Annotated in this window: 14 protein-coding genes; 11 read left to right on the top strand and 3 right to left on the bottom strand. The window is 72.5% G+C overall.

Annotated features, from left to right (window positions below; genetic code table 11):
- The first annotated feature begins 1 nt into the window (after position 1).
- The 7 genes from HG542_RS02925 to HG542_RS02895 all read left to right on the top strand — a co-directional run bounded on the left by HG542_RS02925 (position 2) and on the right by HG542_RS02895 (position 15,752).
- On the top strand, positions 2-1,264 hold the full coding sequence (locus HG542_RS02925; protein WP_171078392.1) for a cytochrome P450: 1,263 nt from the start codon (positions 2-4) through the stop codon (positions 1,262-1,264).
- A 27-nt stretch (positions 1,265-1,291) separates the two neighbouring features.
- On the top strand, positions 1,292-6,874 hold the full coding sequence (locus HG542_RS02920; RefSeq protein WP_171078391.1) for a type I polyketide synthase: 5,583 nt from the start codon (positions 1,292-1,294) through the stop codon (positions 6,872-6,874).
- Positions 6,875-6,920: 46 nt separating this feature from the next.
- Complete coding sequence (locus HG542_RS02915) at positions 6,921-10,706, top strand: type I polyketide synthase (RefSeq protein WP_190076194.1); 3,786 nt, start codon at positions 6,921-6,923, stop codon at positions 10,704-10,706.
- The gene (locus tag HG542_RS02910) at positions 10,703-11,920 is read left to right on the top strand and encodes a cytochrome P450 (protein ID WP_171078389.1); all 1,218 of its coding nucleotides are present in this window, start codon (positions 10,703-10,705) and stop codon (positions 11,918-11,920) included. Before HG542_RS02915 ends, HG542_RS02910 begins: the two co-directional genes overlap by 4 nt.
- A gap of 351 nt (positions 11,921-12,271) precedes the next feature.
- Positions 12,272-12,931 carry an MSMEG_1061 family FMN-dependent PPOX-type flavoprotein gene (locus HG542_RS02905; protein ID WP_171078388.1) on the top strand — a complete coding sequence of 220 codons (660 nt, stop codon included), beginning with the start codon at positions 12,272-12,274 and terminating at the stop codon, positions 12,929-12,931.
- A 288-nt stretch (positions 12,932-13,219) separates the two neighbouring features.
- Complete coding sequence (locus HG542_RS02900; protein ID WP_171078387.1) at positions 13,220-13,753, top strand: GNAT family N-acetyltransferase; 534 nt, start codon at positions 13,220-13,222, stop codon at positions 13,751-13,753.
- A 115-nt stretch (positions 13,754-13,868) separates the two neighbouring features.
- Positions 13,869-15,752, top strand: a complete 1,884-nt coding sequence (locus tag HG542_RS02895) for a transglycosylase domain-containing protein (protein ID WP_227722720.1) — start codon at positions 13,869-13,871, stop codon at positions 15,750-15,752.
- 224 nt (positions 15,753-15,976) lie between these two features.
- Here the strand turns inward: HG542_RS02895 and HG542_RS02890 are convergent, their stop codons facing one another.
- A complete protein-coding gene (locus tag HG542_RS02890; protein WP_171078386.1) occupies positions 15,977-16,738 on the bottom strand; it encodes a DUF72 domain-containing protein in 762 nt (253 codons plus the stop codon).
- Positions 16,739-16,782: 44 nt separating this feature from the next.
- Between HG542_RS02890 and HG542_RS02885 the strand changes: the two genes are divergently transcribed.
- From HG542_RS02885 to HG542_RS02875, 3 genes are all read left to right on the top strand, one after another.
- The gene (locus HG542_RS02885; protein WP_171078385.1) at positions 16,783-17,208 is read left to right on the top strand and encodes an HIT family protein; all 426 of its coding nucleotides are present in this window, start codon (positions 16,783-16,785) and stop codon (positions 17,206-17,208) included.
- A gap of 99 nt (positions 17,209-17,307) precedes the next feature.
- Complete coding sequence (locus HG542_RS02880) at positions 17,308-18,633, top strand: alpha/beta family hydrolase (protein WP_171078384.1); 1,326 nt, start codon at positions 17,308-17,310, stop codon at positions 18,631-18,633.
- Positions 18,634-18,752: 119 nt separating this feature from the next.
- Positions 18,753-19,736: a trypsin-like serine peptidase gene (locus HG542_RS02875; RefSeq protein ID WP_171078383.1), complete on the top strand. Its 984-nt coding sequence runs from the start codon at positions 18,753-18,755 to the stop codon at positions 19,734-19,736.
- Between the two features lie 27 nt (positions 19,737-19,763).
- Here the strand turns inward: HG542_RS02875 and HG542_RS02870 are convergent, their stop codons facing one another.
- Positions 19,764-20,615 carry a universal stress protein gene (locus HG542_RS02870; protein WP_171078382.1) on the bottom strand — a complete coding sequence of 284 codons (852 nt, stop codon included), beginning with the start codon at positions 20,613-20,615 and terminating at the stop codon, positions 19,764-19,766.
- Between the two features lie 230 nt (positions 20,616-20,845).
- Between HG542_RS02870 and HG542_RS02865 the strand changes: the two genes are divergently transcribed.
- Positions 20,846-21,505 (top strand): response regulator, encoded by a 660-nt coding sequence (locus HG542_RS02865; protein ID WP_171078453.1) that lies wholly within the window; start codon positions 20,846-20,848, stop codon positions 21,503-21,505.
- An 88-nt stretch (positions 21,506-21,593) separates the two neighbouring features.
- Here the strand turns inward: HG542_RS02865 and HG542_RS02860 are convergent, their stop codons facing one another.
- A complete protein-coding gene (locus HG542_RS02860) occupies positions 21,594-23,303 on the bottom strand; it encodes a sensor histidine kinase (protein WP_171078381.1) in 1,710 nt (569 codons plus the stop codon).
- Positions 23,304-23,353: the final 50 nt, after the last annotated feature.

Genomic DNA, 23,353 nt, shown 5'->3' with positions numbered 1-23,353 from the left:
CATGTCGGTGCCAAGCCGCCCACCGGTCACCGTACTCGACAACCCGCTGCACGCCCTGCTCGACCGGGAGGTGCTCGCGAACCCCTACCCGTTGTTCGAGCGGTGGCGGGAGCAAGGTCCGATGTGGACGTCGGACGGTTCCCTGCTGCTGAGCGACCACGCCAACTGTCTGGCCGTGCTCAAGAGCCACACGACCATGGGCAGTGACACGTTCAACGCGCCGGGGATGCGGGAACTCTTCGGCGACCGCGGCGACGAGCCGGTGCTCAACTCGATCTTCTTCATGGACGATCCCGGACACGGGCGGCAGCGCAATCTGGTCAGCAAGGCCTTCACGCCACGGATCACCGCGCGCTTCGAGCCGTGGATTCGCGAGATCGTGGACGAACTGCTCCGCGACTGCCTGGCCGACGGCGAGTTCGACGGCGTGCAGGACCTGGCCGCGGTGCTCTCGCTGCGGGTCATCGCGACGCTCCTGGGCATCCCGGCCGAGGACATCCCGATGCTGCGGGAGTGGTCCGGCGACATGGCGCTGTCCACGGAACTGCCCACGCTGGTGGCCAGCTTCCACTCCACCGCGATGTTCGACCGCGAGGAACTCGTCCGCATCGTCCGCACCACCACCGAACTGCACGGCTACTTCGCGGACCTCATCCACAAGCGCCGCCGCAACCCCGGCGAGGACCTCATATCCAGCCTGCTCACCACGCAGGAGAACGGGCGCGGCCTGAGCCGGCGTGAGGTGACGAACGTCGTGGTGACCGTGTTCACCGCGGCCCACGAGTCCACCACGAACCTGATCACCAACGGCCTGCTCGCGATGTCGCGCCACCCGGAGCAGTTCCAGCTGCTCCGGCAGAACCCGGCGATCGCCGGTGACGTGGTCGGCGAGGCACTGCGCTACGACTGCCCGATCATGCTGACCGGCCGTGTCGCGCTGCGGTCCGACCGGATCAACGGCCTCGACATCCCCGAGGGCTCGGTGGTCACCCTGGTCCTCGCGTCCGGCAACCGGGACGAGCAGGTGCACCCGAAGGCCGGTCAGTTCATCGCGGACCGGAAGCCGGCCGTGATGAACCTCGCCTTCGGCGCCGGCGCGCACTACTGCCTCGGCAGCAGCCTGGCCCGGCTGGAGGCGGAGATCGTGTTCGGTGAGCTGGCCCGCCGGCTGCGCGGCTTCCACGTGCACGAGGACTCACTGAGCTATCGCAGGCACGTGGTCGTCCGCGGTCTCGAAACCGAACGCATCACCTTCCAACTCTGACCGGCCACTTGTCGCAGGGAGTCGTTCATGTCCGATGAAGTCAGCACGCTCCGCCACTATCTGAAAAAGGTCACCACCGATCTGTTACGCACCCGGGAGCAGTTGCGGGACGCGACCGAGCAGTCCGCCGAGCCGATCGCGGTGGTCGGCATGTCGTGCCGGCTGCCCGGCGACGTGGCCTCGCCCGCCCAGCTGTGGGACCTGGTGGCTGCGGGCACGGATGCCATTTCGGCCTTCCCCGAGGACCGGCACTGGCCGATCGAGGAGCTCTACGACGCCGATCCGGAGTCCCCGCAGGCGCGGCGGACCTACGTGCGCGAGGGCGGCTTCCTCAGCGGGGCGGGCGATTTCGACCCCGCGTTCTTCGGGATCTCCCCGCGCGAGGCGCTGGTGATGGATCCTCAGCAGCGGTTGGTGCTGGAGCTGGCCTGGGAGGCCCTGGAGTCCGCGGGCATCCTGCCGGACTCGCTGGTGGGCGAGCGGGCCGGGGTTTTCGTCGGCGCGTCCAGCAACGACTACGAGATGCTCTGGCAGGGCACCGACCAGTTCTCCCAGTACGGCATCACCGGCAACACCATGAGCGTGATCTCGGGCCGGATCAGCTACGCCCTGGGCTTCCACGGCCCGGCCCTCACCGTGGACACCGCCTGCTCGTCCTCCCTGGTCGCCACCCACCTCGCGATGCGGGCCCTGCGCGCCGGCGAGTGCCCGATCGCGCTGGCGGGCGGTGTGACGGTGCTGAGCACTCCGGAGACGTTCGTCGAGTTCTGCGGCCAGGGCGTCACCTCCCGGGACGCCCGGATCAAGGCGTTCGCGGCCGGGGCCAACGGCTCGATCTGGGCCGAGGGGGCGGGTCTCCTGGTGCTGGAGCGGCTGTCCGACGCGCGGCGGCACGGCCATCAGGTGCTCGCGGTGCTGCGCGGCTCGGCGGTCAACTCCGACGGCACCAGCAACGGGCTCTCCGCGCCCAACGGCACCGCCCAGCAGGAGGTGATCCGCACCGCGCTCGCCGACGCCGGACTGTCCGCCCAGGACGTCGACGTGGTCGAGGCGCACGGCACCGGCACCCCGCTCGGCGACCCGGTGGAGGGCACCGCGCTGGTGGCGGCCTATGGCCGGAACCGGCCGCCCGGCCGGCCGCTGCTGCTGGGCTCGCTGAAGTCCAACATCGGGCATACGCAGGCCGCGGCCGGCGTGGCCGGCATCATCAAGATGATCATGGCGATGCGGCACGGTCTCGCGCCGAAGACCCTGCACGTGGACAGCCCCACCCCGAAGGTGGACTGGGGAGTGGACGGGGTCAGCGTGCTCGCCGAGGCGCTGCCCTGGCCGGAGACCGGCCGTCCGCGCCGCGCCGCCGTCTCCTCCTTCGGGATCAGTGGCACCAACGCCCATGTCGTGCTGGAACAGCACATCGAGCCGGAGGCGCCGGAGCCCGGCGTGCCGTCCGCCGGTCTGGTGTGGACGGTGTCGGGCCGGACCGAGGACGCGCTGCGCGCCCAGGCGACCCGGTTGCTGGCCTTCGCCGAGTCCGGCGATGCGCCCTCCGCCGAGGGTCTGGCGTACGCATTGGCCACCCGCCGCACCCACTTCCGCCACCGGCTGGCAGTGACCGGCCGGGACCGGGCCGACCTCGTCTCCGCGCTGCGCGGCCACCTCGACACCGGCCTGGTCCCCGGTGTGGCGGTGGGCGCCGCGGCCGGCGGCGGGGTGTGCATGCTGTTCACCGGCCAGGGCGCGCAGCGGCCCGGCATGGGGCGGCAGCTCGCCGCCTCCTTTCCGGTGTTCGCCGAGGCGTTCGACGAGGTGTGCGAGCTGTTCGACCGGGAGCTGCCGACTCCGCTGCGGACCGTGCTCGAGGGCGAAGAACCGGACCTGCTCGACCGCACCGACTACGCCCAGGCCGCCCTGTTCGCGGTGGAGGTCGCGCTCTTCCGGCTGATGCACTCCTGGGGTGTGCGCCCCGACCTGCTGCTGGGACATTCGATCGGGGAGATCAGCGCGGCGCACGTGGCCGGGGTGTGGTCGCTGCCGGACGCGGTCCGGCTGGTGGCCGCCCGAGGCCGCCTGATGGCCGCGCTGCCCGAGGGCGGCGCGATGCTGTCCGTGCAGGGCACCGAGCAGGACCTGGCCCCCTGGCTGGCGGGGCGCGCGCGGCGGGTGTCCGTCGCGGCGGTGAACGCCTCGGACACGGTGGTCGTCTCCGGTGCGGACGAAGACATCACGGAACTGGAGGCCGACTGGGCGGCCCGGGGACGGCGGACCCGGCGGCTGCGGGTCAGCCACGCGTTCCACTCGCCGCTGATGGAGCCGATGCTGGCCGAGTTCGGCACGGTTCTGGCCGGGCTGACGGCGCACGATCCGGACATCCCGGTGATCTCCAACCTCACCGGCGAGATGGCCACGGCGGAGCAGTTGCGCTCGCCGGAGTACTGGACCGCGCACGTCCGTCAGGCGGTGCGGTTCCACGACGGGCTGCGCACCGCACGCGAGGCCGGTGCACGCGTCCTGCTCGAACTGGGGCCGGGCGCGGTGCTTTCCGCGCTGGCCGGGCGGGATGCCGGGCCGGACGAGGCGATGGTGCCCACCCTGCGCGGGGCCGACCGTGACGAGACCGAGGACGTGCTGCTCGCCCTCGGCGCGCTGCACACCCAGGGCGTGGAGGTGGACTGGCCCGCCGTGCTGCCCGCCGCGCCCGCCAGGACGGCGGACCTGCCCGCCTACGCGTTCCAGCACGAGAGGTACTGGCTGGTGCCGGACGGGCACGGGCTGAACCTGCGTTCCACCGGGCTGCTCCCGGTGGGCCACCCGCTGCTGGGCGCCGTGCTGTCCGCGGCCGAGGGCGACGGCGTGCTGCTCACCGGCAGGCTGTCCCTCCAGTCGCACTCCTGGCTGGGGGGCCACCAGGTGCGCGGCATCCCCCTGCTGGCCGGTACCGGCTTCGTGGAACTGGCGCTGGCCGCGGGCGAGCAGGTCGGCTGCGACCTGCTCGAACAGCTGACCGTCGAGGCGCCGCTGGTCCTGCCGGAGCACGGCGGGGTGTCGGTGCAGGTGGTGGTGGGCGACACCGAGGAGACCGGCCGCCGCCCGGTGCGGGTGTACTCCCGGCCGGAGGGCGCGGGCCGGGCCGAGCCGGGCCCATGGCGGTCCCATGCCTTCGGCTACCTGGGTATCCGCACCGCGGCGCCGGACACGGCCCTCGCGCAGTGGCCGCCGCGGGATGTGCGGGAGATCCCGGTCGCGGACGTCTACGACGAAGTGGTGGAGGGCAGGCACTTCCGCTACGAGGGCGCGTTCCGGGGTCTGCGGACCCTCTGGCAACGCGACCGCCCCGACGGGACCTCGGAGATGTTCGCCGAGGTCGCCCTGCCCGCCGAGGCGGCGGGAGACGCGAAGCGGTACAGCCTGCATCCGGCGCTGCTGGACGCGGCACTGCACGCGGTCGGTCTCGGCCCGCAGCTGGACGGGATCGACGAGGGCAGCGGCTCGATGCCGTTCTCGTGGTCGGGACTGTCGCTGTTCCGGGCCGGAGCCTCGACGGTGCGGGTGCACGCCACCGGCGGGAACGGTGATGTGGCGATCACGCTGGCGGACGAGACCGGCGCCACCGTGGCCACGGTGGACTCCCTGCTGTTCCGGCCGCTGCCCGCCGACGAGTCCTACCTGCTGGGACCGGCCGAGGACGGCGCGGAACTGCTGGCACAGGACTGGGTGCCCCTGCGCCGGCCCTCCACGGTGGACGACCCCGGCGGGTGGCACGACCCGGGGATCGGCGGGCTCGACCTCGCGCGGCTGGCGGACGCGGAGGACCCGGTCCCGCCGGTGGTGGTGCTGCGCCCGGCCCGTCCCACCGGGGACGACGTCACCGCGCGGGTCCGCGCCGCGCTCACCGAGCTGACCGGGTACCTGCAAGGATGGCTCACCGACCAGCGGTTCGCCGGTTCGCTGCTGGTGGTCTGCACCGAGCGCGCGCTCGGGGTGCGTGCGGGCGACGAACCCGACCTGGCACTGGCCGCGGCCTGCGGACTGGCCCGCTCGGCACAGAGCGAGTACCCGGGTCGCCTCCTGCTGGTCGACGTCGACGAGCCGACCGACGCCGCGTTCCGCGACGCGGTCGCCGTCGCGTCCGCGGCCCGTGAGCCCCAGGTGGCGCTGCGCGCAGGCGAGTTGCTGGTGCCCCGGCTGCACCGCGCCGACGCTCCGGCGGAGCGCGACGGCGGCTCGGCCGCCCGCACGCCCGATCCCGACGGCACCGTGCTGATCACCGGTGGACTCGGGTCGCTGGGCCGCACACTGGCCCGGCATCTGGCGAGCCGGGGCGCCCGCAGGCTGCTGCTCCTCTCGCGCCGTGGCGCGGAGAGCCCCGGCGCCGCGGAACTGGTCGCCGAACTCGGCCGGCTCGGCGCGCACGCCGAGCTGGCGCGCGGCGATGTCGCCCGGCGTGACGACGTGGCCCGGGTGCTGGCCGAGGTGCCCGCGGCACACCCGCTGACCGCCGTGGTGCATGCGGCCGGTGTGCTGGACGACGGCTTGGTGGAGTCGCTGACCGATGAGCAGGTGGAAAACGTGCTGGCGCCGAAGGTCGACGGAGCCTGGCATCTGCACGAGCTGACCAGGGAGCTCGATCTCGCCGGGTTCACGTGTTTCTCCTCCGCCGCCGGCGTGTTCGGCACGGCGGGCCAGGGGGCCTACGCCGCGGCGAACGCCTTCCTGGACGCGCTCATGAACCAGCGGGCCGCCGCCGGGCTCCCGGCCCGCTCGCTGGGCTGGGGCCTGTGGGCCCCGGACAGCGGGACCGGCACGGCCGACGGGATGGGCGGCGGGCTGGCCGCCGCGGACCGGGCCCGCCTGGACCGCACCGGGATCCGCGCGCTGACCGTCGCGCAGGGCCTGGCCCTCTGGGACACCGCGACCGGCTCGGACAGGGCCCATCTGGTGCCCATCGGGCTGGATCTGGCCACCGTGGCCGGCCTGGGAGAGGAGGGCATTCCGCCGTTGCTGCGCGATCTGGTCCGCCCGGCTCGCCGCCGGCGCTCCACGCGGTCCGCCGCGCCCGCCGAGTCCCCGGCGGACCTGGCCCGCAGGCTGGGCGGGCTGAGCCCCGCCGAGCGGGACCGGCAGCTCCTCAACCTGGTGCTCGGGCACATCGCGGCGGTGCTCGGCCACCCGTCCGCGGACCAGGTGCCCGCGGACGGCCCGTTCGGAGATCTCGGATTCGACTCACTGAGTTCGGTCGAGCTGCGCAACCGGCTCAACACCGCCACGGGCCTGAACCTGCCCGCCACCTTGGTGTTCGACCACCCCACTCCGGCCGTCCTCGCGGCGTACCTCGGTCCGGAGATCGCGCCGGATGCCGCCGGCCCGGAGGAACCGGCGGACGGCCCTGCCGAACGCGGCCCGGATCGGCTCTCCGCACTCGCGCAGGCGGTCGAGGAGGCGGTCGAGGAGGCACTGGCCGGCGAGAACGCGCAGCGCGACGCGTTGCGCGGACGACTGCGGGCGGCGCTGCGCGCGCTGGACGACGAGCCGGGGCCCGGGGCGGACGAGCTGAGCTCGGCCTCCGTGGACCAGCTCTACGCCTTCGTGGACCGGGAGCTCGGCAATGCGTGAACCAGCAGCCGGGTCCGCCCGGCCGACCGGAGAGGAATCGAAAGCCGTGGGCGAGGATCCGAAGCTCGTCAAGTACTTCCAGCGGGTCACCGCGGAACTCCAGCGCACCCGGGAGCGGTTGCGGGAGCTGGAGAACCCCGTCGACGACCCGGTGGCCGTGGTCGGCATGGGCTGCCGGTTCGGCGGCGGGGTCGGCTCGCCGGAGGAACTGTGGGAACTGCTCGCCGCGGAGCGGGACGTGATCACCGGGTTCCCGGCCGACCGCGGCTGGACCGAAGACCGGATCTACCACCCGGAACCGGGCACGCCGGGCCGCTCCTACGTCCGGCACGGTGCCTTCCTCGACGACGCGGCCGACTTCGATGCCGAGTTCTTCGGCATTTCGCCGCGCGAGGCGCTCGGCATGGACCCGCAGCAGCGGATCGCGCTGGAGGTCGCCTGGCAGGCGCTGGAGTCCGCCGGTATCGATCCGTCCGGGCTGCGCGGCAGCCGCACCGGCGTGTTCCTCGGACTGTCCAACGCGGACTACGCCACAGCGGTCCGCGAGATGCCCGAGGACATGCTGGGCCAGCTCTCCATCGGCAACGCGGGCAGCGTGACCTCCGGTCGGCTGGCCTATGTGTTCGGCCTGCAGGGGCCCGTGCTCACGGTGGACACCGCCTGTTCCTCGTCCCTGGTCGGGATCCACCTGGCCGTGCAGTCGCTGCGCTCGGGCGAGTGCACCCTGGCGCTCGCGGGCGGGGTGACCATCCTGTCCAGCCCGCTGCTGTTCATCGACTATGCCCGGCAGCGTGCCCTGTCACCGGACGGGCGGTGCAAGCCCTTCTCCTCGGACGCCGACGGCACCGCGTGGGGCGAGGGGGCCGGAATGCTGGTGCTGGAGAGGCTCTCCGACGCACGGCGCAACCACCACTCGGTGCTCGCGCTGCTGCGCGGATCGGCGATCAACTCCGACGGCACCTCCTCCGGGCTGACCGCCCCGAACGGAACCGCGCAGCAGCAGGTGATCGCCGACGCGCTCGCCTCGGCCGGCCTCTCGCCCGCGGACGTCGACGCGGTGGAGGCGCACGGCGCGGGCACCGCGCTCGGCGACCCGATCGAGGCGCAGGCGCTGCTGGCCGGGTACGGCCGCCACCGCGGCGACCGGCCGCCGCTGCTGGTCGGCGCGGTGAAGTCGAACCTCGCCCACACCCAGGCCGCAGCCGGAGTCGCCGGCGTGGTGAAGATGGTGCTGGCCATGCGGCACAACACGCTGCCCAGGACCCTGCACATCGGCACGGCGACCCCCCGGGTCGACTGGGCGCAGGGCGGGGTCGAACTGCTCACCAGCGCAGTCCCGTGGCCACGCGACGGGCGTCCCCGGCGGGCGGGAGTGTCCGCGTTCGGAGTCGGCGGCACCAATGCGCACGTGATCCTGGAGGACCCGGGACCCGACCCGGACACCGGGCCCGGCGACCGGGCCGTCCCGCCACTGCTGGCCTGGACCCTGTCGGGCAGGACCGAACAGGCGCTGTCCGCGCAGGCGGCCGCGCTGCACGAGTACCTCGACCGGGCGCGCCCGGATCTGCTGGACCTGTCCTGGTCGCTCGCCACCACCCGGGCGCACCTGCCGCACCGCGCGGTGGTGTTCGGCTCCCGCCCGGCCGACCTCGCCGCGGGCCTGACCGCGCTGAGCACGGGCCGGAACGACACCGGGAGCGCCACGGCGGTGGTCTCCGGCAGCGTCGTGCGGAACGGCACCACGGCGTTCGTGTACCCACATGAGTGCACCCCGGCCGTGGTGCGCACGCTGGCCGCGCAGTACGCCGAGGCCGAGCCGTTCGCCGAGCACCTCTCCGCATGTGAGGCCGCACTGGCCGGGCTGGTCGGCTGGTCTCTGGCGGACGTCCTTCGCGGCGACCCGGACGCCCCGCCACTGGACCGGCCGGACGTGCTGGCCCCGGCCACGCTGGCCGTGCTGACCGGCGTGACACGAACATGGTGCGCGTCCGGGGTACTCCCGGCGGCGCTGGCGGGACGCGGATCCGGCCTGCTGGCCGCGTCCTGGGCAGTCGGATGGCTCTCCCTGCCCTCGGCGCTGCGGATCGCGGCCGGGTCTCCCGCCGGCGTCGAACCCGACACCGTGGATGTCCCGCCTCCCGCGCCCGGTGCACCGGTGCTGTGCGGGGACACCGGCCGTTGGTTGCGGGACCGTCCGGCCGAGGGCGACTACCGCATGGTGCCGGCTGCCGCACCCGACTCGGTCGCCCGCGAACTGCGGGCCGACGGCCATCGACTGCTGCTCGTGTTCGGTGGGGACACCGCGGGCATGACCGCCGCCCTGTCCGACGGCGCCGCCGTTCTGGCTGTGCCGGAGGAGACGGAGAGCGCGGTGACCGGTTCGGCGGCGATCGTGCGCGCGCTGGGCCGTGCGCACGTGCTGGGCGCGGCGGTGGACTGGCGCGTCGTCCTGGCCGGCTCCGGTGCACGGCGTATCCCGTTGCCCGGCTACGCATTCCAGCGCAGCCGTTACTGGATCGAGCGCGAGTGGGCCATGCCGGTGCTGGTCTCCGACGACCCGGGGACGCACGAGGCCGAACGCCGCTCGCCCGCGGCCTTGCTGTGGGCCCTGCCCGAGCAGGAGCGCACCGGCCGCGTCGAGACGCTGGTCCGTGAGTGCCTGGACCGGGCGATGGGCTACGGGCCGGAGGACGAGGTCGACGCCGAGGACACGTTCCGGGATCTCGGGATGGATTCGCTGAGCGCCGAGAGTCTGCGCAAACGCCTCACCACCGGTGCCGGTGTGGAGATCGAACTCGCCGACGTGCTGAACTACCCCACGGTGGTCGACCTCACCGAGCGCGTGCTGGAAAAGCTGGCCGCCCGCGCCGAGGAGGGCACGCTCGACGAGATCGTGGAGACCGCCCGGGCCGGGGACGAGGTCCCGGAACCCGGCACCGGGCCGGTGGACCCGGCGCCCGGGAACGCCGACGAAAGCGACGGCAGCCTGGCCTCGTTCTACATCCGGGCGATCCGCACCGGCCGGATCGACGTCGCCCTCCGCCTGGCCCGCACGGCCTCCGAGACCCGCGACACGTTCGATCAGGACGATCCGCGCGATCTCGCCGAACTGCGCAAGGTGGGGGCGGGCACGGGTGGCCCCACGATCGTCGGCCTCACCCCGCCGATCTTCCCCAACCTGGACCTGCCCTACTCCTACCTGCACGCCGGGCTGGACCCGGCGTCCGATGTGTGGTCGCTGTGGTCGCCCGGATTCGCGGGTGAGGCTCCGCTGCCCGCCGACCGTGCAGCCCTGATGCAGATGCTGGCGAAACCGCTGCGCCGTGAGCTGGCCGGCACCCCGTTGATCATCGCGGGCTACTCCTCGGGCGGCTGGCTGGCGCACGACCTGGCCGCGCACCTGGAGCAGACCGGTGTCCCCGTCACCGCGCTGCTGCTGCTGGACTCGTACCTGCCGGAGGAGGAGATGGACCGGACCGAGACCCGCAGCGAGTTCATGCGCGAGCAGATCCGACGACGTGACCTCATGGGCATGTCGCTCGACCGTCCGGACCGGACAGTGACCACCAGCGGCCAGATCGCGGCGATGGGCGGCTACAGCAGGATCTTCAGCGGCTGGCGGCCCGGCCCGTTGAAGGCGCCGGTCCTGCACCTGCTCGCCAGCGAGGTCGTCGCGGGTATGCCCACCAGTACGGAGGACCACCCGTTCCCGGCCGAACTGGCGCACCGCGTGCGCAGACTGCCCGGCGATCACTTCACCCTCCTGTCCCAGCACGCCGACCTGATCTCAGCGAACCTGCACGACTGGCTGACGGAGGTGCAGCCCGCATGACGACTGTTCCCGATCTCCCCGACGCCGCAGAGGCGCTGGAGCACTTCCCCTTCGACGACGGCCGCGGCATCGGGGTCAACGAGCGATTCCGGGAACTGCGGCAGCGCAAGGGGCTGTACCGGGTGCGGTTCGCCTACGGTGAACCCACCTGGCTGGTCACCCGCTACGAGGACGCCCGGCTGGTGCTGGGCGATCCGCGGTTCAGCCGCGCGATGTCGATCGGCCGGGACTACCCGCGCCAGGAAGAGGGGACGGACGTGGCCCGGCTGATGACCCTGGACGCCCCCGAACACACCCGGCTGCGCAAACTGTTGGCCAAAGCCCTCAGCAAATCCCGTATGGACGCGCAGCGCCCGACGGTGCACGCGGCGGCGGACGATCTGCTGTCGTCGGCGATGAAGGCCGGGCCGGGTATGGACATCGTGGTGGACTACGCGCAGCAGATCAGCGTGCGGTCCCTCTGCGACCTGCTCGGCGTGCCGGCCTCGGACCGGGAGGCGTTCGAGTCGACCAGCGCGGCGCTGCTCCCCGGCAGCGGCGTCGGCCCCGAGGACATGACGCGGCGATTCGGTGTCCTGCGCACCTGCACCGAGCAGTTCATCGCCGAGCGTCGGGCCCGCCCCCGCGACGACCTGATGTCCGCGTTGATCGAGGCCCGGGACGACGAGGACCGGCTCACCCACACCGAGCTGATCGACCTGGTCTTCACCCTGCTGGTGGCCGGGTTCGAGACGATCATCACCCAGATTCCCAACTGCGTCCACGTCCTCACGCGGGGCGACCGTGTGCTCTGGAACCGGCTGCGGGCGAATCCGGCCGAACTGCCGGCCGCGGTCGAGGAACTGCTGCGCAACAACGCCTCCGCCGGCGCCGGCATGTTCGTCCGCTATGCGCGGGAGGATGTCAACGTCGGCGGCACGCTGGTGCGCGCGGGCGAAGCCCTGACCGTCGTCAACGAGTCGGCCAACCACGACCCGGCCCGATTCGAGGACCCCGACGCAATCGACTTCACCCGGCCACGCGGTGGACACCTCACCTTCGGTCATGGCGCGCACTACTGCCCCGGCGCCCAGCTCGGGCGCATCGAACTCCAGGAGGGACTGCGGGTGCTGCTCACCAGGACCCCGCAGCTGACCGTCCGCAACGTCACGTGGAAGAAACGGCCGCACGTCCGGGGGCCGGAGACGATGCGCGTGACCTGGCAGGGCGACTAGCCCGGCCGGGTGGCCGCTGGTGGTGAAGTCGGTGTGCGGGGTGAGGAGTTCGACCATGTGAGCCCTCGGAGGGACAGCCGGTTGACCAGCCACCACACGAGAAGCATCGGCCGCGCGTCTACAGCGTGAAAGGCGGGCGGGCGATTGCCCTCAGGCAGGCGGCCTCGGGCACGGTCTTGCCACGGCCGAGCAGGCGGACGCACACCGCTCGCTGCCAGATGAAGGCAGGATGGGGCATGGCCGCGCGGGCCTGTCCGGTCTTCACACACCGGACAACTTGCGCGGCCGCATCCATGTCCCCGGCCCTACCAGCCAAGATCGATCTCAGGTCGGCTCGTTAGAGTCGGAGGCATGACAACATCCCTTGCCAGCAGTGCCTTCGACTCGCTCCGCCTCGACGCCGTGCCCGACCAGGAGGCGCTGCGCCAGGTCTACGAACTCCCCGGCGACGCGGCCGTGCGCAAGCAGATGACCGAACTCACCGAACAGACCCGGCGGTTGATCGGATGCTCATCGCTGGTCCTGATCGCGAGTGCGGATACCGAGGGCAACTGTGACGTTTCCCCGCGCGGCGGCCCCGCCGGGTTCGTCGCTGTCCTGGACACACGGACGGTGGCGATACCGGACGCGACCGGCAACAAGCGTCTGGACACCCTGCAGAACGTCGTCGCCACCGGACGGGCCGGGCTGCTGTTCGTCATCCCGGGGCGCACCACGACGCTCAGGGTGAACGGCCGGGCTTGCGTCTCCACCCGCCCGGAGCTGCTGTCGCAGCTGACCGCCGTGGGCAAGCCGCCGGCCAGTGCGCTGGTGGTGGGGATCGAGGAGGTCTACCCGCACTGCCCCAAGGCGCTCCTGCGCAGCGCGGCCTGGAAGCCGGAGCAGTGGCTGCCGACGGACGCCCAGCCGACCTCGGCCGAGGTGACGCTTGCCCAACTGCGGATGCCGGAGCTGACGATCGCTGACATCGAGCAGGCGGAGGCGGACTCGCTGAAGTACCGGTACGAGTAGCGGGCCGACCTGCGAGTGAACCCAGCCGACCGAACAAGGAGGAGGCCGTCCGTGGGTGCTGCAGAGCGGACGGGCGTGCCGGGGGCGGGGGCGGTGAGGTCCATATGCCGTCGGTGGTGATCACTTCGGGCCGACGACCCCAGTCCATCGTGTACGTGGCGGGGGGGGGAACCGTCCCAGGTCCGTCAGCGGGGTCACCCGTGTGCGGGGCGGGCGTCGCCACCCGATCAACCGCCATCCGATGTGGGCGATGTGCGGCCCGCGCCGGCGACCGGCGAAGATAGGGGCATGACCGAGATCCGCACCCCCCGCCTCATCCTGCGTCGCTGGCACGACGACGACCTCGCGCCCATGGCGGACATCAACGCGGACCCGCGGGTCATGCGATGGGTCGACGACGGCTCCGTGCGCGGCCTGGACGAGACGGCCGAGGACATCGAGCGCTGGGAGGAGGAGTGGGACGACGAGGGCTTCGGGCTCTTCGCCGTCGAGCTCCTCGGCTCCGGTGAGCTGATCGGGTTCACGGGTCTTTCCGTGCCGGAATTCCTGCCGGAGGCGGCGCACGAGGTGGCGATCAGCTGGCGGATCGGCTCGCAGTTCTGGGGTCAGGGATATGGAGCCGAGGCCGCGCAGGCGACGCTGGAGTTCGCACTCCAGGACCGCAATCTGGACCGCGTCATCAGCATCAGCCGCCTGGGCGACGAAGCCTCCGCGAATGTCATCCGCAAGCTCGGCATGGAGCCGGAGCGCGAGACGACGCACCCGGAGTACGGCCACGCGCTGAGCATCCACGCCATCGACCTCACGGAGTATCAGGGGTGACGCGCGGCCCCGCGCATGCGGGGCTGTCACACAACGCTCATACACATCGGCCAACCGCGCGCCCCGGCGCGGCCGTCTCCGACGGTGACACCGATTTGCAGGAGCGTTTCGAACCTTGCGCACGAGACAACCGCACGCACGCGGAAAGTGGTTCATCGACTACCCCCGGCGCGGCAGGAGCGGAGTGCGCCGATGGCTGCCGTCCTGGCGGCAGTTGCTGAGCATGTTCGTGCTGGGCGTCGGCGCACTGGCCGGCCTGTTCGCCTGGGTGTACGTGAGCGTGGACATTCCCGACGAGAACGCGGCCGCCGTCCAGGAGGCCAACACCTATTACTGGGCGGACGGCACCCAGATGGTCAGCATCGGCAAGGTCAACCGCAATATCGTGCGGCTCGCCGACGTGCCCGAATCCGTGCAGCACGCCGTGATAGCGGCGGAGAACGAGAGTTTCTACAGCGATCACGGCGTATCGCCCGAGGGCATCCTCCGGGCCCTTGTCAGCACGGCGCAGGGACAGGAGACACAGGGTGGTTCCACGATCACCCAGCAGTACGTGAAGAACACATATCTCTCCCAGGAGCAGACCGTCACCCGGAAAGCCAAGGAGTTCATCATCTCGCTCAAGGTCGACCGGACCAAGAGCAAGCGGGAAGTACTCCAGGGCTACCTGAACACCAGCTGGTTCGGCCGGGGCGCATACGGCATCGACGCCGCCGCCCAGGCGTACTACGGCATTCCCGCCAAGAAGCTCGACCCCTCCCAAGGCGCTCTGCTGGCCTCGCTGTTGAAGGGGGCCGAGCTGTACGACCCCTCGACCGGCGCCGGCAATCACCAGCGCGCCGAGGAGCGCTGGAAGTGGATTCTCGACCGGCAGGTCAAGGCGGGCCTGATGTCGAAGGAGGAGCGGGAGAAGTACCGGACCTTCCCCGAGCCCCACAAACAGTCCATGGCCACCAGCCTCGGCGGCCAGACCGGCTATCTCGTCGATGTCGCCAACAAATACATCAAGGCGCACTCGACGCTGACCGATCAGGATCTCGCCCACGGCGGCTACAAGATCCACACGACCTTCGACAAGAAGCGGGTGCAGCAACTGACCGCGTCCGTGCAGGGCGTGCTGGACAACAACATCGACCCGAAGAAGCGGTCGGCCGACGAGGACGTGCAGGTGGGCGCTGCATCCGTGCGACCCTCCGACGGCGCCGTCCTCGCGCTCTACGGCGGCCCCGACGCAACCAAGCACTTCACCAACAACGCCGACACATCGGGCGTGCCGGTCGGCTCCGCTTTCAAGCCGTTCGTCCTCGCCGCCGCCCTCCAGTACGGCACGGAGACGAAGAACGGCGACCGGCAGGACGTACAGCCCGACAGCTTCTACGGCGACGACGGACAATTGCAGAACCCGTCGGAGAAGGCACAGCCCGACGATTCCCACCCCAGCCTCCGCCAGGCTCTCGTGAAGGGCGGCAACGCCACCTACGTACGGCTCGGCAAAGAGGTGGGAACCGACCAGGTGCGGGACACCGCCATCCGCTCGGGGCTGCTCGAGAACAGCATGGCGCCGCTGGACGATTCCTTTTCCGTCGGCACGTCCACGCCCAGCACGATCCGTATGGCCGGCGCGTACGGCACATTCGCCGATCAGGGCCTGCAGAACGATCCCTACTCGGTGACCAAGCTCCTCAAGGACGGCCAGCCGGTCGGGGGTTTCGAGAGCCGGGCCAAGGCGCGGCGCGCGCTGCCGAAGGCCGTGGCGCAGGACGTCTCCGACGCGCTGGGCGGCGCGGGCCGCACGGGCGACCAGGACCGGCTGAAGTCGGCCTGGTACGTGGGATATTCGAAGGAGATCTCCACCGCCGTGACCATGTTCCGCATGAAGCCGGAGGACGGGAAGCTGCTGCCGATGTCGGACGTGGGTGGTGACACATCGCAGCGCGGCAACGGCTTCCCGGAGCGGATCTGGGCCGACTACACGGACGCGACGCGGTCCGCGCCCTGACGGCCCACGCCCACCCGGCGGCCCTGAGGCGTGTCCGACCAATCGGCGCCGATCCATCGAACACGCCCTGACCGCCAACCATGACCCAACGTGATGGAGGCCCGGCGATCAGGGTTTCGGAGTGTGCACCCGATCCTCCATCGGTAGTGCCCAGAGGCGGCCCGGCCGGTCCGGCTCCAGGGCCCTGCCGCCCTCCCGGCGATCCCCCCGTTACGTCCCGCCTCTCAACTCCCGTCCGGTGTACGGCTGACCGTGCGCCCCAGCCGGGCCGCGGCGCGGGCGAAGGCGGCCGCGTCGTGGACGGCGGCCGCGCCGGGGTCGTTGTTGAAGTAGGCGTACACATCGGCCCGGTCGGGCCAGGTGTCGGCGATGCGGCGGGCCCAGGTGGCGAGCGCCTGGCGCCCGTAGCGCGGCCAGGGGCGGGCGCGGCCGCAGTGGAAGCGCGCATAGCCCCAGCCGGCCGTGCGCCACAGCGGGGTCACCGGGCGGGAGTCGTGGTCGGCCCAGCACAGGGCGGCGTGGTGCCGCTCCAGGAGGGAGCGGATCTCGTCGGTCCACCAGGAGTCGTGCCGGGGTTCCACGGCGACGCGGGTACCGGCGGGGAAGCAGGCCAGTGCGGTGTCCAGCAGCCCCGCGTCGGCCTTGAGCGTGGGCGGGAGCTGGAGGAGGACGGGCCCGAGCCGGTCCCCCAGGCCGCCGGCGTGCCGCATCAGGCGCTGCACGGGCTCCTCCGGTTCGTGCAGCCGCTTGATGTGGGTGAGGTAGCGGCTGGCCTTGACCGCCATGACGAACCCCTGCGGGGTGCGGTCGTGCCACGCGGCGAACGTCCCGGGCGAGGGCAGGCGGTAGAAGGCGTTGTTGTTCTCGACGGTCGCGAAGTGCCGGGTGTACTCCTCCAGCCACAGCCGCTGCGGGCAGCCGTCGGGGTAGAGGTCGCCGCGCCAGTCCGTGTACTGCCATCCCGAGGTTCCGACGAGCAGGGGCATGGACGATCCCTGCCCCGGCGGGCGGGATCCGTCACGCTGGTGCCGTGGACTGCATCTTCTGTGCCATCGCGACGGGCGGGCAGACCGCCCACCTGGTTCTGGAGGACGAGACGGCCGTGGCGTTCCTGGACGCCCGGCCGCTCTTCCCCGGGCATGTCCTGGTCGTGCCGCGGCGGCACACCGAGACGCTCACCGACCTGCCGGCCCCGGAGGTGGGCCCGTTCTTCACCCGGGTGCAGCGCGTCGCCGGGGCCGTGGAGCGGGGCATGGGCGCGGCCGGGTCGTTCGTCGCGGCCAACAACCGCATCAGCCAGTCCGTGCCGCACTTCCATGTGCACGTGGTGCCGCGCAACCGCAAGGACGGCCTGCGGGGCTTCTTCTGGCCCCGCACGCGCTATGCCTCGGACGAGGAGGCGGCGCAGGTGGCGGCGCGCGTACGGGAGGCCCTGGAGGGCCGTGACGGGGGCTGACCCGCGGTGGACGATCCTCCCGGAAGCCGCGCATCGTGGGAGGAGGGGTGTTCTCCGCCGTCCCCTCCCGGAGCCGGGCCCCGGAACCGGAGGTGCAGCATGCGATTCACGGACCGAACGGATGCCGGCCGGCAGCTCGCCGAGCGGCTGCGGCATCTGCGCAGCGAACGCCCGGTGGTGCTGGGCCTGCCCCGCGGCGGCGTGCCCGTGGCCTTCGAGGTCGCGGCCGCGCTCGGCGCCCCGCTGGATGTGATCCTCGTCCGCAAACTCGGCGTGCCCTTCCACCGGGAGCTGGGTTTCGGCGCCATCGGCGAGGGCGGGGTCAAGGTCGTCCGCGAGGACATCGTCCGGATGAGCCGGGTGGACGAGGACGACCTCGCCGAGGTCGAGCGCAGCGAGGAGGCGGTGCTCGCGGAGCAGGCCCGCAGCTTCCGCGGCGGCCGGCCGCGGATCCCGCTCGACGGCCGCACGGCGGTCGTCGTGGACGACGGGATCGCGACGGGGTCGACGGCGTCGGCGGCCTGCCGCGTGGCCAGGGCCCAGGGCGCGGCGCGGGTCGTGCTGGCGGTGCCGGTGGCGCCGCCGGACGCGGTGGCCGTGCTCACCGCGGAAGTGGACGAGCTGGTCTGCCCGTTCACGCCGGCCGTGTTCTCGGCCGTCGGCGAGTGGTACCGCGACTTCTCCCAGACCGCGGACGAGGAGGTCGTGGAGCTGCTCCGGCGCAACCGCGCCACGGTGCGGTCGGGGAACGGCGACGCCGACGGCAACAGTCCGGATCACAGCATCCCCGTCGAAGTGCCGGTCGAGGGCGGCGCGTTCACGCTCACCGGCGATCTGGCGCTGCCCGCCGGGGCGCCCGGCATCGTCGTCTTCGCCCACGGCAGCGGCAGCAGCCGGACGAGCCCGCGCAACCGCGCGGTGGCGCAGGCGCTCAATGCGGCGGGGCTGGGCACGCTGCTGTTCGACCTGCTCACGCCGCAGGAGGAGTCGGACCGGGCCAATGTGTTCGCCATCGAGCCCCTGGCGCGCCGGCTCGCCCAGGTGTCGCAGTGGCTGCGGCGGGAGTCCCTGCCGCTGTGCTACTTCGGCGCGAGCACGGGCGCCGCGGCGGCGTTGTGGGCGGCCGCGGACGACTCGGACATCGCCGCGGTGGTCTCCCGCGGCGGCCGACCCGACCTCGCCGGACCGCAGCTGGGCCGGGTGCGCGCGCCGACGCTGCTCATCGTGGGCGGCCGGGACGAGACCGTGCTGGACCTCAACCGGGAAGCCGCCCAACAGCTGCGCTGTGAACACCGGTTGACGGTGGTGCCGGGCGCCACGCACCTCTTCGAGGAGCCCGGGGCGCTGGACGCCGTGGCGGAGCTCGCCCGCGACTGGTTCACCTCGCACCTTGCGCCGAGCGCACCGGCGGCGAGGGCGGCGTAGGGGCAGCGCCCCTGACGGGGCGCCGTGGCCGGGAATTACCCGCGCTTTGACGCGCCCCTGTCAATCCCCGGCGGAGCGTGGCACTCTTCCCGCGAACCCCCACAGCAGAAGGAGTTCGCGTGAGACACTCCCCCCGCGCCACCGCCGGCATACTCCTCGTCACCGGCGCCCTGCTCGGCACCGGCGTCCAGGCCACCACGGCAGGCGCCGCCGCAGCCCCCTCCTCCGCCGCCGTCCACGCCGGGGCGGACACGTCGGCCGCACAGCAGCGGACCGCCGCCTTCTGGACACCCGAACGCATGCGCACGGCCACCCCGCTCGACCTGGTCACCGCAGGCCCCGGCGCCCTGAACTCCCCGCAGCACCGCGGCGCGCACACCGCCGTCGCACCCACCCGGCCCTCGGCGCACGTGACGTCCTTCCCGCAGTCCGGGGGCCCCTGGACCGGCGGCGGTGCCGTGGTCAAAACCTCGGGCCGGGTGTTCTTCACCTTCCAGGGCCGCACCGCTTCCTGCTCGGGCGACGCCATCACCAGCAGGAACGCCAGCACCGTGATCACGGCCGGGCACTGCGTCAAGTACCAGGGCAGCTGGCACACCAACTGGACCTTCGTCCCCGGCTACCACGACGGCCAGGCGCCCTACGGCACCTGGACGGCCACCAAGACGCTGTCCACGCCGCAGTGGTCGGCCAGCGAGGACATGAACTACGACGTCGGCCTCGCCGTCGTCGCCCCGCTGGGCGGCAAGAAGCTCACCGACGTCGTCGGGGCACAGGGCCTGGAGTTCAACGGCGCCTACAACAAGCCCATGTACTCCTTCGGCTTCCCCGCCGCGGCACCCTACGACGGCACCAAGCTCATCCACTGCAGCGGGGATTCGTCCCAGGACTTCCTCCTCACCAAGGACCACGGACTCGGCTGCGACATGACGGGCGGTTCGAGCGGCGGACCCTGGTTCACGTCCTTCGACGAGTCCACGGGGACGGGCCTGCAGGCCTCGGTGAACAGCTTCGGCTACACGTTCCTGCCCGGCACGATGTTCGGGCCGTACTTCGGTGACGAGGCCAAGGCCGCCTACGAACAGGCCGAGTCGGCCTCCTGACCCTCCGGTCCCCGGTTCACTCGTGCTTCACTCGTGCGGGACGACCGCCACCGGGCACGCCGCGTGGTGGAGCACCGCGTGGCTGACCCGGCCCAGCTGGAAACCCACCCGGCTGCGGTGCCGCACGGCGCCGACGACCAGCAGGTCCGCCGCGGCCGAGGCCTCGACCAGCACCTTGTGCGCGGGCCCCTCGGCCGCCGTGCGCCGCACGGGGACGTCCGGGTGCTCGCGGGCCGGTCCTTCCAGGGCCTCGCCCAGGGCGCCCAGGGCCCGTTCCTCGCTGCGGCGCGTCGAGTCGCCCCCGGCGGGGTGCGAACTGCGCCAGGCCCGGACGGCCTCCAGCTCGCAGTGCCGCAGCCCGGCCTCGTACAGCGCGAACCGCACGGCGGCCGCGCACTCCTCGGCGTCGCCCACGCCGACAAGGACCCGTCCGCACTCGCCGCGGACGGTGCGCCGGCCGCCGCGCACCACGATCACCGGACAGTGGGCGCGACCCGCCAGCGAGAGGCTCACGGAGCCCAGCAGCAGCCCGGCCAGGGCTCCGCGGCCCGAGGCCCCGGTGACCAGGGCGGCGGCCCGGTGCGCCTCCTCCAGCAGGGCGCTCACGGCGTCGTCGGGGACGACCGCGGCGTCCACCGCGACGTCCGGGGCGCGCAGCTCGACGCGGTGCCGGGCGGCCGCGACGACCTGCTCCGCCATGCCCTTGTCCTCGGGACGGTCGGGGCCGAACGCGGGTGCCGAGGCCTCGTAGTGTTCCCACAGCGACGCATGGACCACGCGCAGGGGGATCTCCCGGCGGGCCGCCTCGTCCGCGGCCCAGTCCAGCGCCGGGAGACTGCCGTCGGACCCGTCCACGCCCACGACCAGGGGAAGCGTCATCGTGCCCACCGCCTCGCCTCGCGGGAAGTTCCCTCTCCTGGAAAGTTCCCTCTGTCTGCACCATCGCACTGCTCCGGTCCGGATGCGACGGGCGGGACGACGGTGCAGGTCAGCCGGTTATGGGCCGTTCGGCCCATGGCATGCTGCAGGCCGGGGGGATCATGATCGGAAGAGCGCCCCGGGCGCGGGCGCCGACGTCGAGCAGGGAGCCGGTAGTGGAACAGTCAAGGATGTTCTCCCAGGAGCGGCCCATCCGGGTGTTCCTGCTGGACGACCACGAGGTCGTCCGGCGGGGCATCCAGGACCTCCTGGACGGCGAGGCCGACATCTCGGTGGTCGGCGAGGCGGGCAGCATCGACCAGGCCCTCACCCGCGGCCCGGCGCTGCGCCCCGACGTGGCCGTGCTGGACGTGCGGCTCCCCGACGGGGACGGCATCACCGTCTGCCGGGAGCTGCGGTCGCGGATGCCGGACCTCGCGTGCCTGATGCTCACGTCGTTCGACGACGACGATGCGCTGATGGACGCCGTGATGGCCGGGGCGGCCGGGTACGTCCTCAAGCAGATCAAGGGCGCCGACCTGGTCGCGGCCATCCGCACCGTCGCCTCCGGCCAGTCCATGCTCGATCCGGCCACCACCGCGCGGCTGATGAGCAGCCTGCGCGGCGAGGAGCCGGGCTCCTCGCCGGAGGACGAGCGGCTGGCCGGGCTGTCGCCCCGGGAGCGGGACATTCTCGCGCTCATCGGGGAGGGGTTGACGAACCGTCAGATCGGGCAGCGGCTTTTCCTTTCGGAGAAGACCGTGAAGAATCACATTTCGCGGTTGCTGGCCAAGCTGGGGGTCGAGCGGCGGATTCAGGCGGCTGTCATTGCCACGGAGGCGCTGCGCTGACTGCGGGTTGCCCTGGGTTGCTCGCGCAGTTCCTCCCCCGGCTACCGCTGGGAGGTGCCCCCAGCGCCCCTTTCGGGGCGCGAGTAGCTCACGCCAGCGGTATTCGCCAGGTCAGGGTCGTTCCGCCTCCCGGTGGAGTGGTCAACTCCAGCCCCCCGCCATGCCGTTCGGCCCGTTCCGTCAAGTTGCGGAGGCCGCTGCGGCGGCCGTCCGGGCGGATGCCCACGCCGTTGTCGGTGACCGTCAGCACCAGGTGCGTGCCGTCGTTGACCACCGCCACGTCCACCGAGTCCGCGTGCGCGTGCCGTGCCACGTTGGCCAGCGCCTCGCCCAGGGCCGCGACCACGTCGTCCACGGCCGGGCGCGGCACCCCCGTGTCCAGCAGGCCCTCCATCCGCAGGCTCGGCGCGCAGCCGAGCAGCGGTGCCGCCTCCCCCACGGCCCGCACCACGCGGGTGCGCAGGCCGTGCTGGGGTGCGGTCTGCCGGGACCGCAGGCCGAAGATGGTGGACCGGATGATCTTTATGGTCTCGTCCAGGTCGTCGACCGCGCGCTGCACCCGCTCCGACGCCTCGGGGTGGTCGATGAACCGGTCGGCGCTCTGCAGCGTCATCCCCGTGGCGAACAGCCGCTGGATCGCCAGGTCGTGCAGGTCGCGGGCGATGCGGTCGCGGTCCTCCAGCAGGGCCAGCTGCTCGGCGTCGGCCCGCCGGTCGGCCAGTTCCATGGCCAGGGCCGCCTGGCCGGCGAAGGCCAGCAGGGGCTCGGTCTCGGCCCGCGAGAACTCCGGCCGCCCGTGGTCGCGTGCCAGGAACAGCAGCCCGCGCACCGAACTGCCGGACATCACCGGCACCGCCACGGCCGGGCCCATCCCGGTGAACCGTCGGGGCGCCGCGGTCACGCGCAGGTCCTCGCCGATGTCACGGCTGCAGGCCGGCTCGCCCGCGGCCAGTGCCACACCGGCCAGCGTGCCCTCGGCCGGCAGCACCAGCCCCAGGAGTTCCTCCGCGTGCGCGCCGAGGGCGACTTCGACGGTGACGGCGTCGCCCGCGGCCGACGGGACGGAGAACGTGGCCAGTTCGGCCCCGGTGATCTCCTGGGCCAGCTCGGCGATCAGTGCCGTGACGGCCCCGCGCGGGCTGCCGGACATCAGGCTCGTGGTCACCTGTCCGCTCGCCCGCAGCCAGCGCTCGCGCCGCGTGGACTCCTCGTACAGGCGGGCGTTGTCGATCGCGACACCGGCGGCCACGGCGAGGGTTGCCAGCACCGCCTCGTCCTCGTCCTCGAACTCCGCGCCCCCGCGCTTCTCGGTCAGGTACAGGTTGCCGAAGACCTGTCCGCGGACGCGGATCGGGACGCCCATGAAGCTGTGCATCGGCGGGTGGTTGGGCGGGAAGCCGTACGAGGCCGGGTGCTCGGAGAGCTTCGTCAGGCGCAGCGGCTCGGGGTTGCTGATGAGCTCGCCGAGGATGCCGTGGCCGCAGGGGAACGGGCCGATGTCCCTGATCTGTTCGTCCGTCAGCCCGACGGTGAGGAACTGCGTCAGCCGCCGCCCGTCGGGGCCGATCACGCCCAGGGCGCCGTACTGGGCGTCGACGAGCACGACGGCCGCCTCGATGATGCGCCGCAGTGCGTGCTCCAGGTCGAGCTCGCGCCCCACCGAGAGCACGGCCTCCAGCAGGCTGTGCACCCGGTCCCGGGTGCCCCGGGCCGAGTCCAGCCGGGCCTGCAGCTCGCCCAGCAGTTCGTCCAGCCTCAGCCGCGGTAAACGCGCCTGCTCCCGCCCCGTCCCACCCAACGGTGTGCCTCCTCGTTCCGGCGCCCCGTGCGGGCGTCCCCTTGTGCTCG

The organism is Streptomyces morookaense, from assembly GCF_013030945.1.
Lineage (GTDB): Bacteria > Actinomycetota > Actinomycetes > Streptomycetales > Streptomycetaceae > Streptomyces > Streptomyces morookaensis.
This window is presented reverse-complemented; position numbering and strand designations above follow the sequence as displayed.

What these genes read in the sequence shown, in the direction of transcription:
- HG542_RS02925 (WP_171078392.1), top strand. Translation starts at nt 2, where the DNA reads ATGTCGGTGCCAAGCCGCCCACCGGTCACCGTACTCGACAACCCGCTG.
- HG542_RS02920 (WP_171078391.1), top strand. Translation starts at nt 1,292, where the DNA reads ATGTCCGATGAAGTCAGCACGCTCCGCCACTATCTGAAAAAGGTCACC.
- HG542_RS02910 (WP_171078389.1), top strand. Translation starts at nt 10,703, where the DNA reads ATGACGACTGTTCCCGATCTCCCCGACGCCGCAGAGGCGCTGGAGCAC.
- HG542_RS02905 (WP_171078388.1), top strand. Translation starts at nt 12,272, where the DNA reads ATGACAACATCCCTTGCCAGCAGTGCCTTCGACTCGCTCCGCCTCGAC.
- HG542_RS02900 (WP_171078387.1), top strand. Translation starts at nt 13,220, where the DNA reads ATGACCGAGATCCGCACCCCCCGCCTCATCCTGCGTCGCTGGCACGAC.
- HG542_RS02890 (WP_171078386.1), bottom strand. Translation starts at nt 16,738, where the DNA reads ATGCCCCTGCTCGTCGGAACCTCGGGATGGCAGTACACGGACTGGCGC.
- HG542_RS02880 (WP_171078384.1), top strand. Translation starts at nt 17,308, where the DNA reads ATGCGATTCACGGACCGAACGGATGCCGGCCGGCAGCTCGCCGAGCGG.
- HG542_RS02870 (WP_171078382.1), bottom strand. Translation starts at nt 20,615, where the DNA reads ATGACGCTTCCCCTGGTCGTGGGCGTGGACGGGTCCGACGGCAGTCTC.
- HG542_RS02865 (WP_171078453.1), top strand. Translation starts at nt 20,846, where the DNA reads ATGTTCTCCCAGGAGCGGCCCATCCGGGTGTTCCTGCTGGACGACCAC.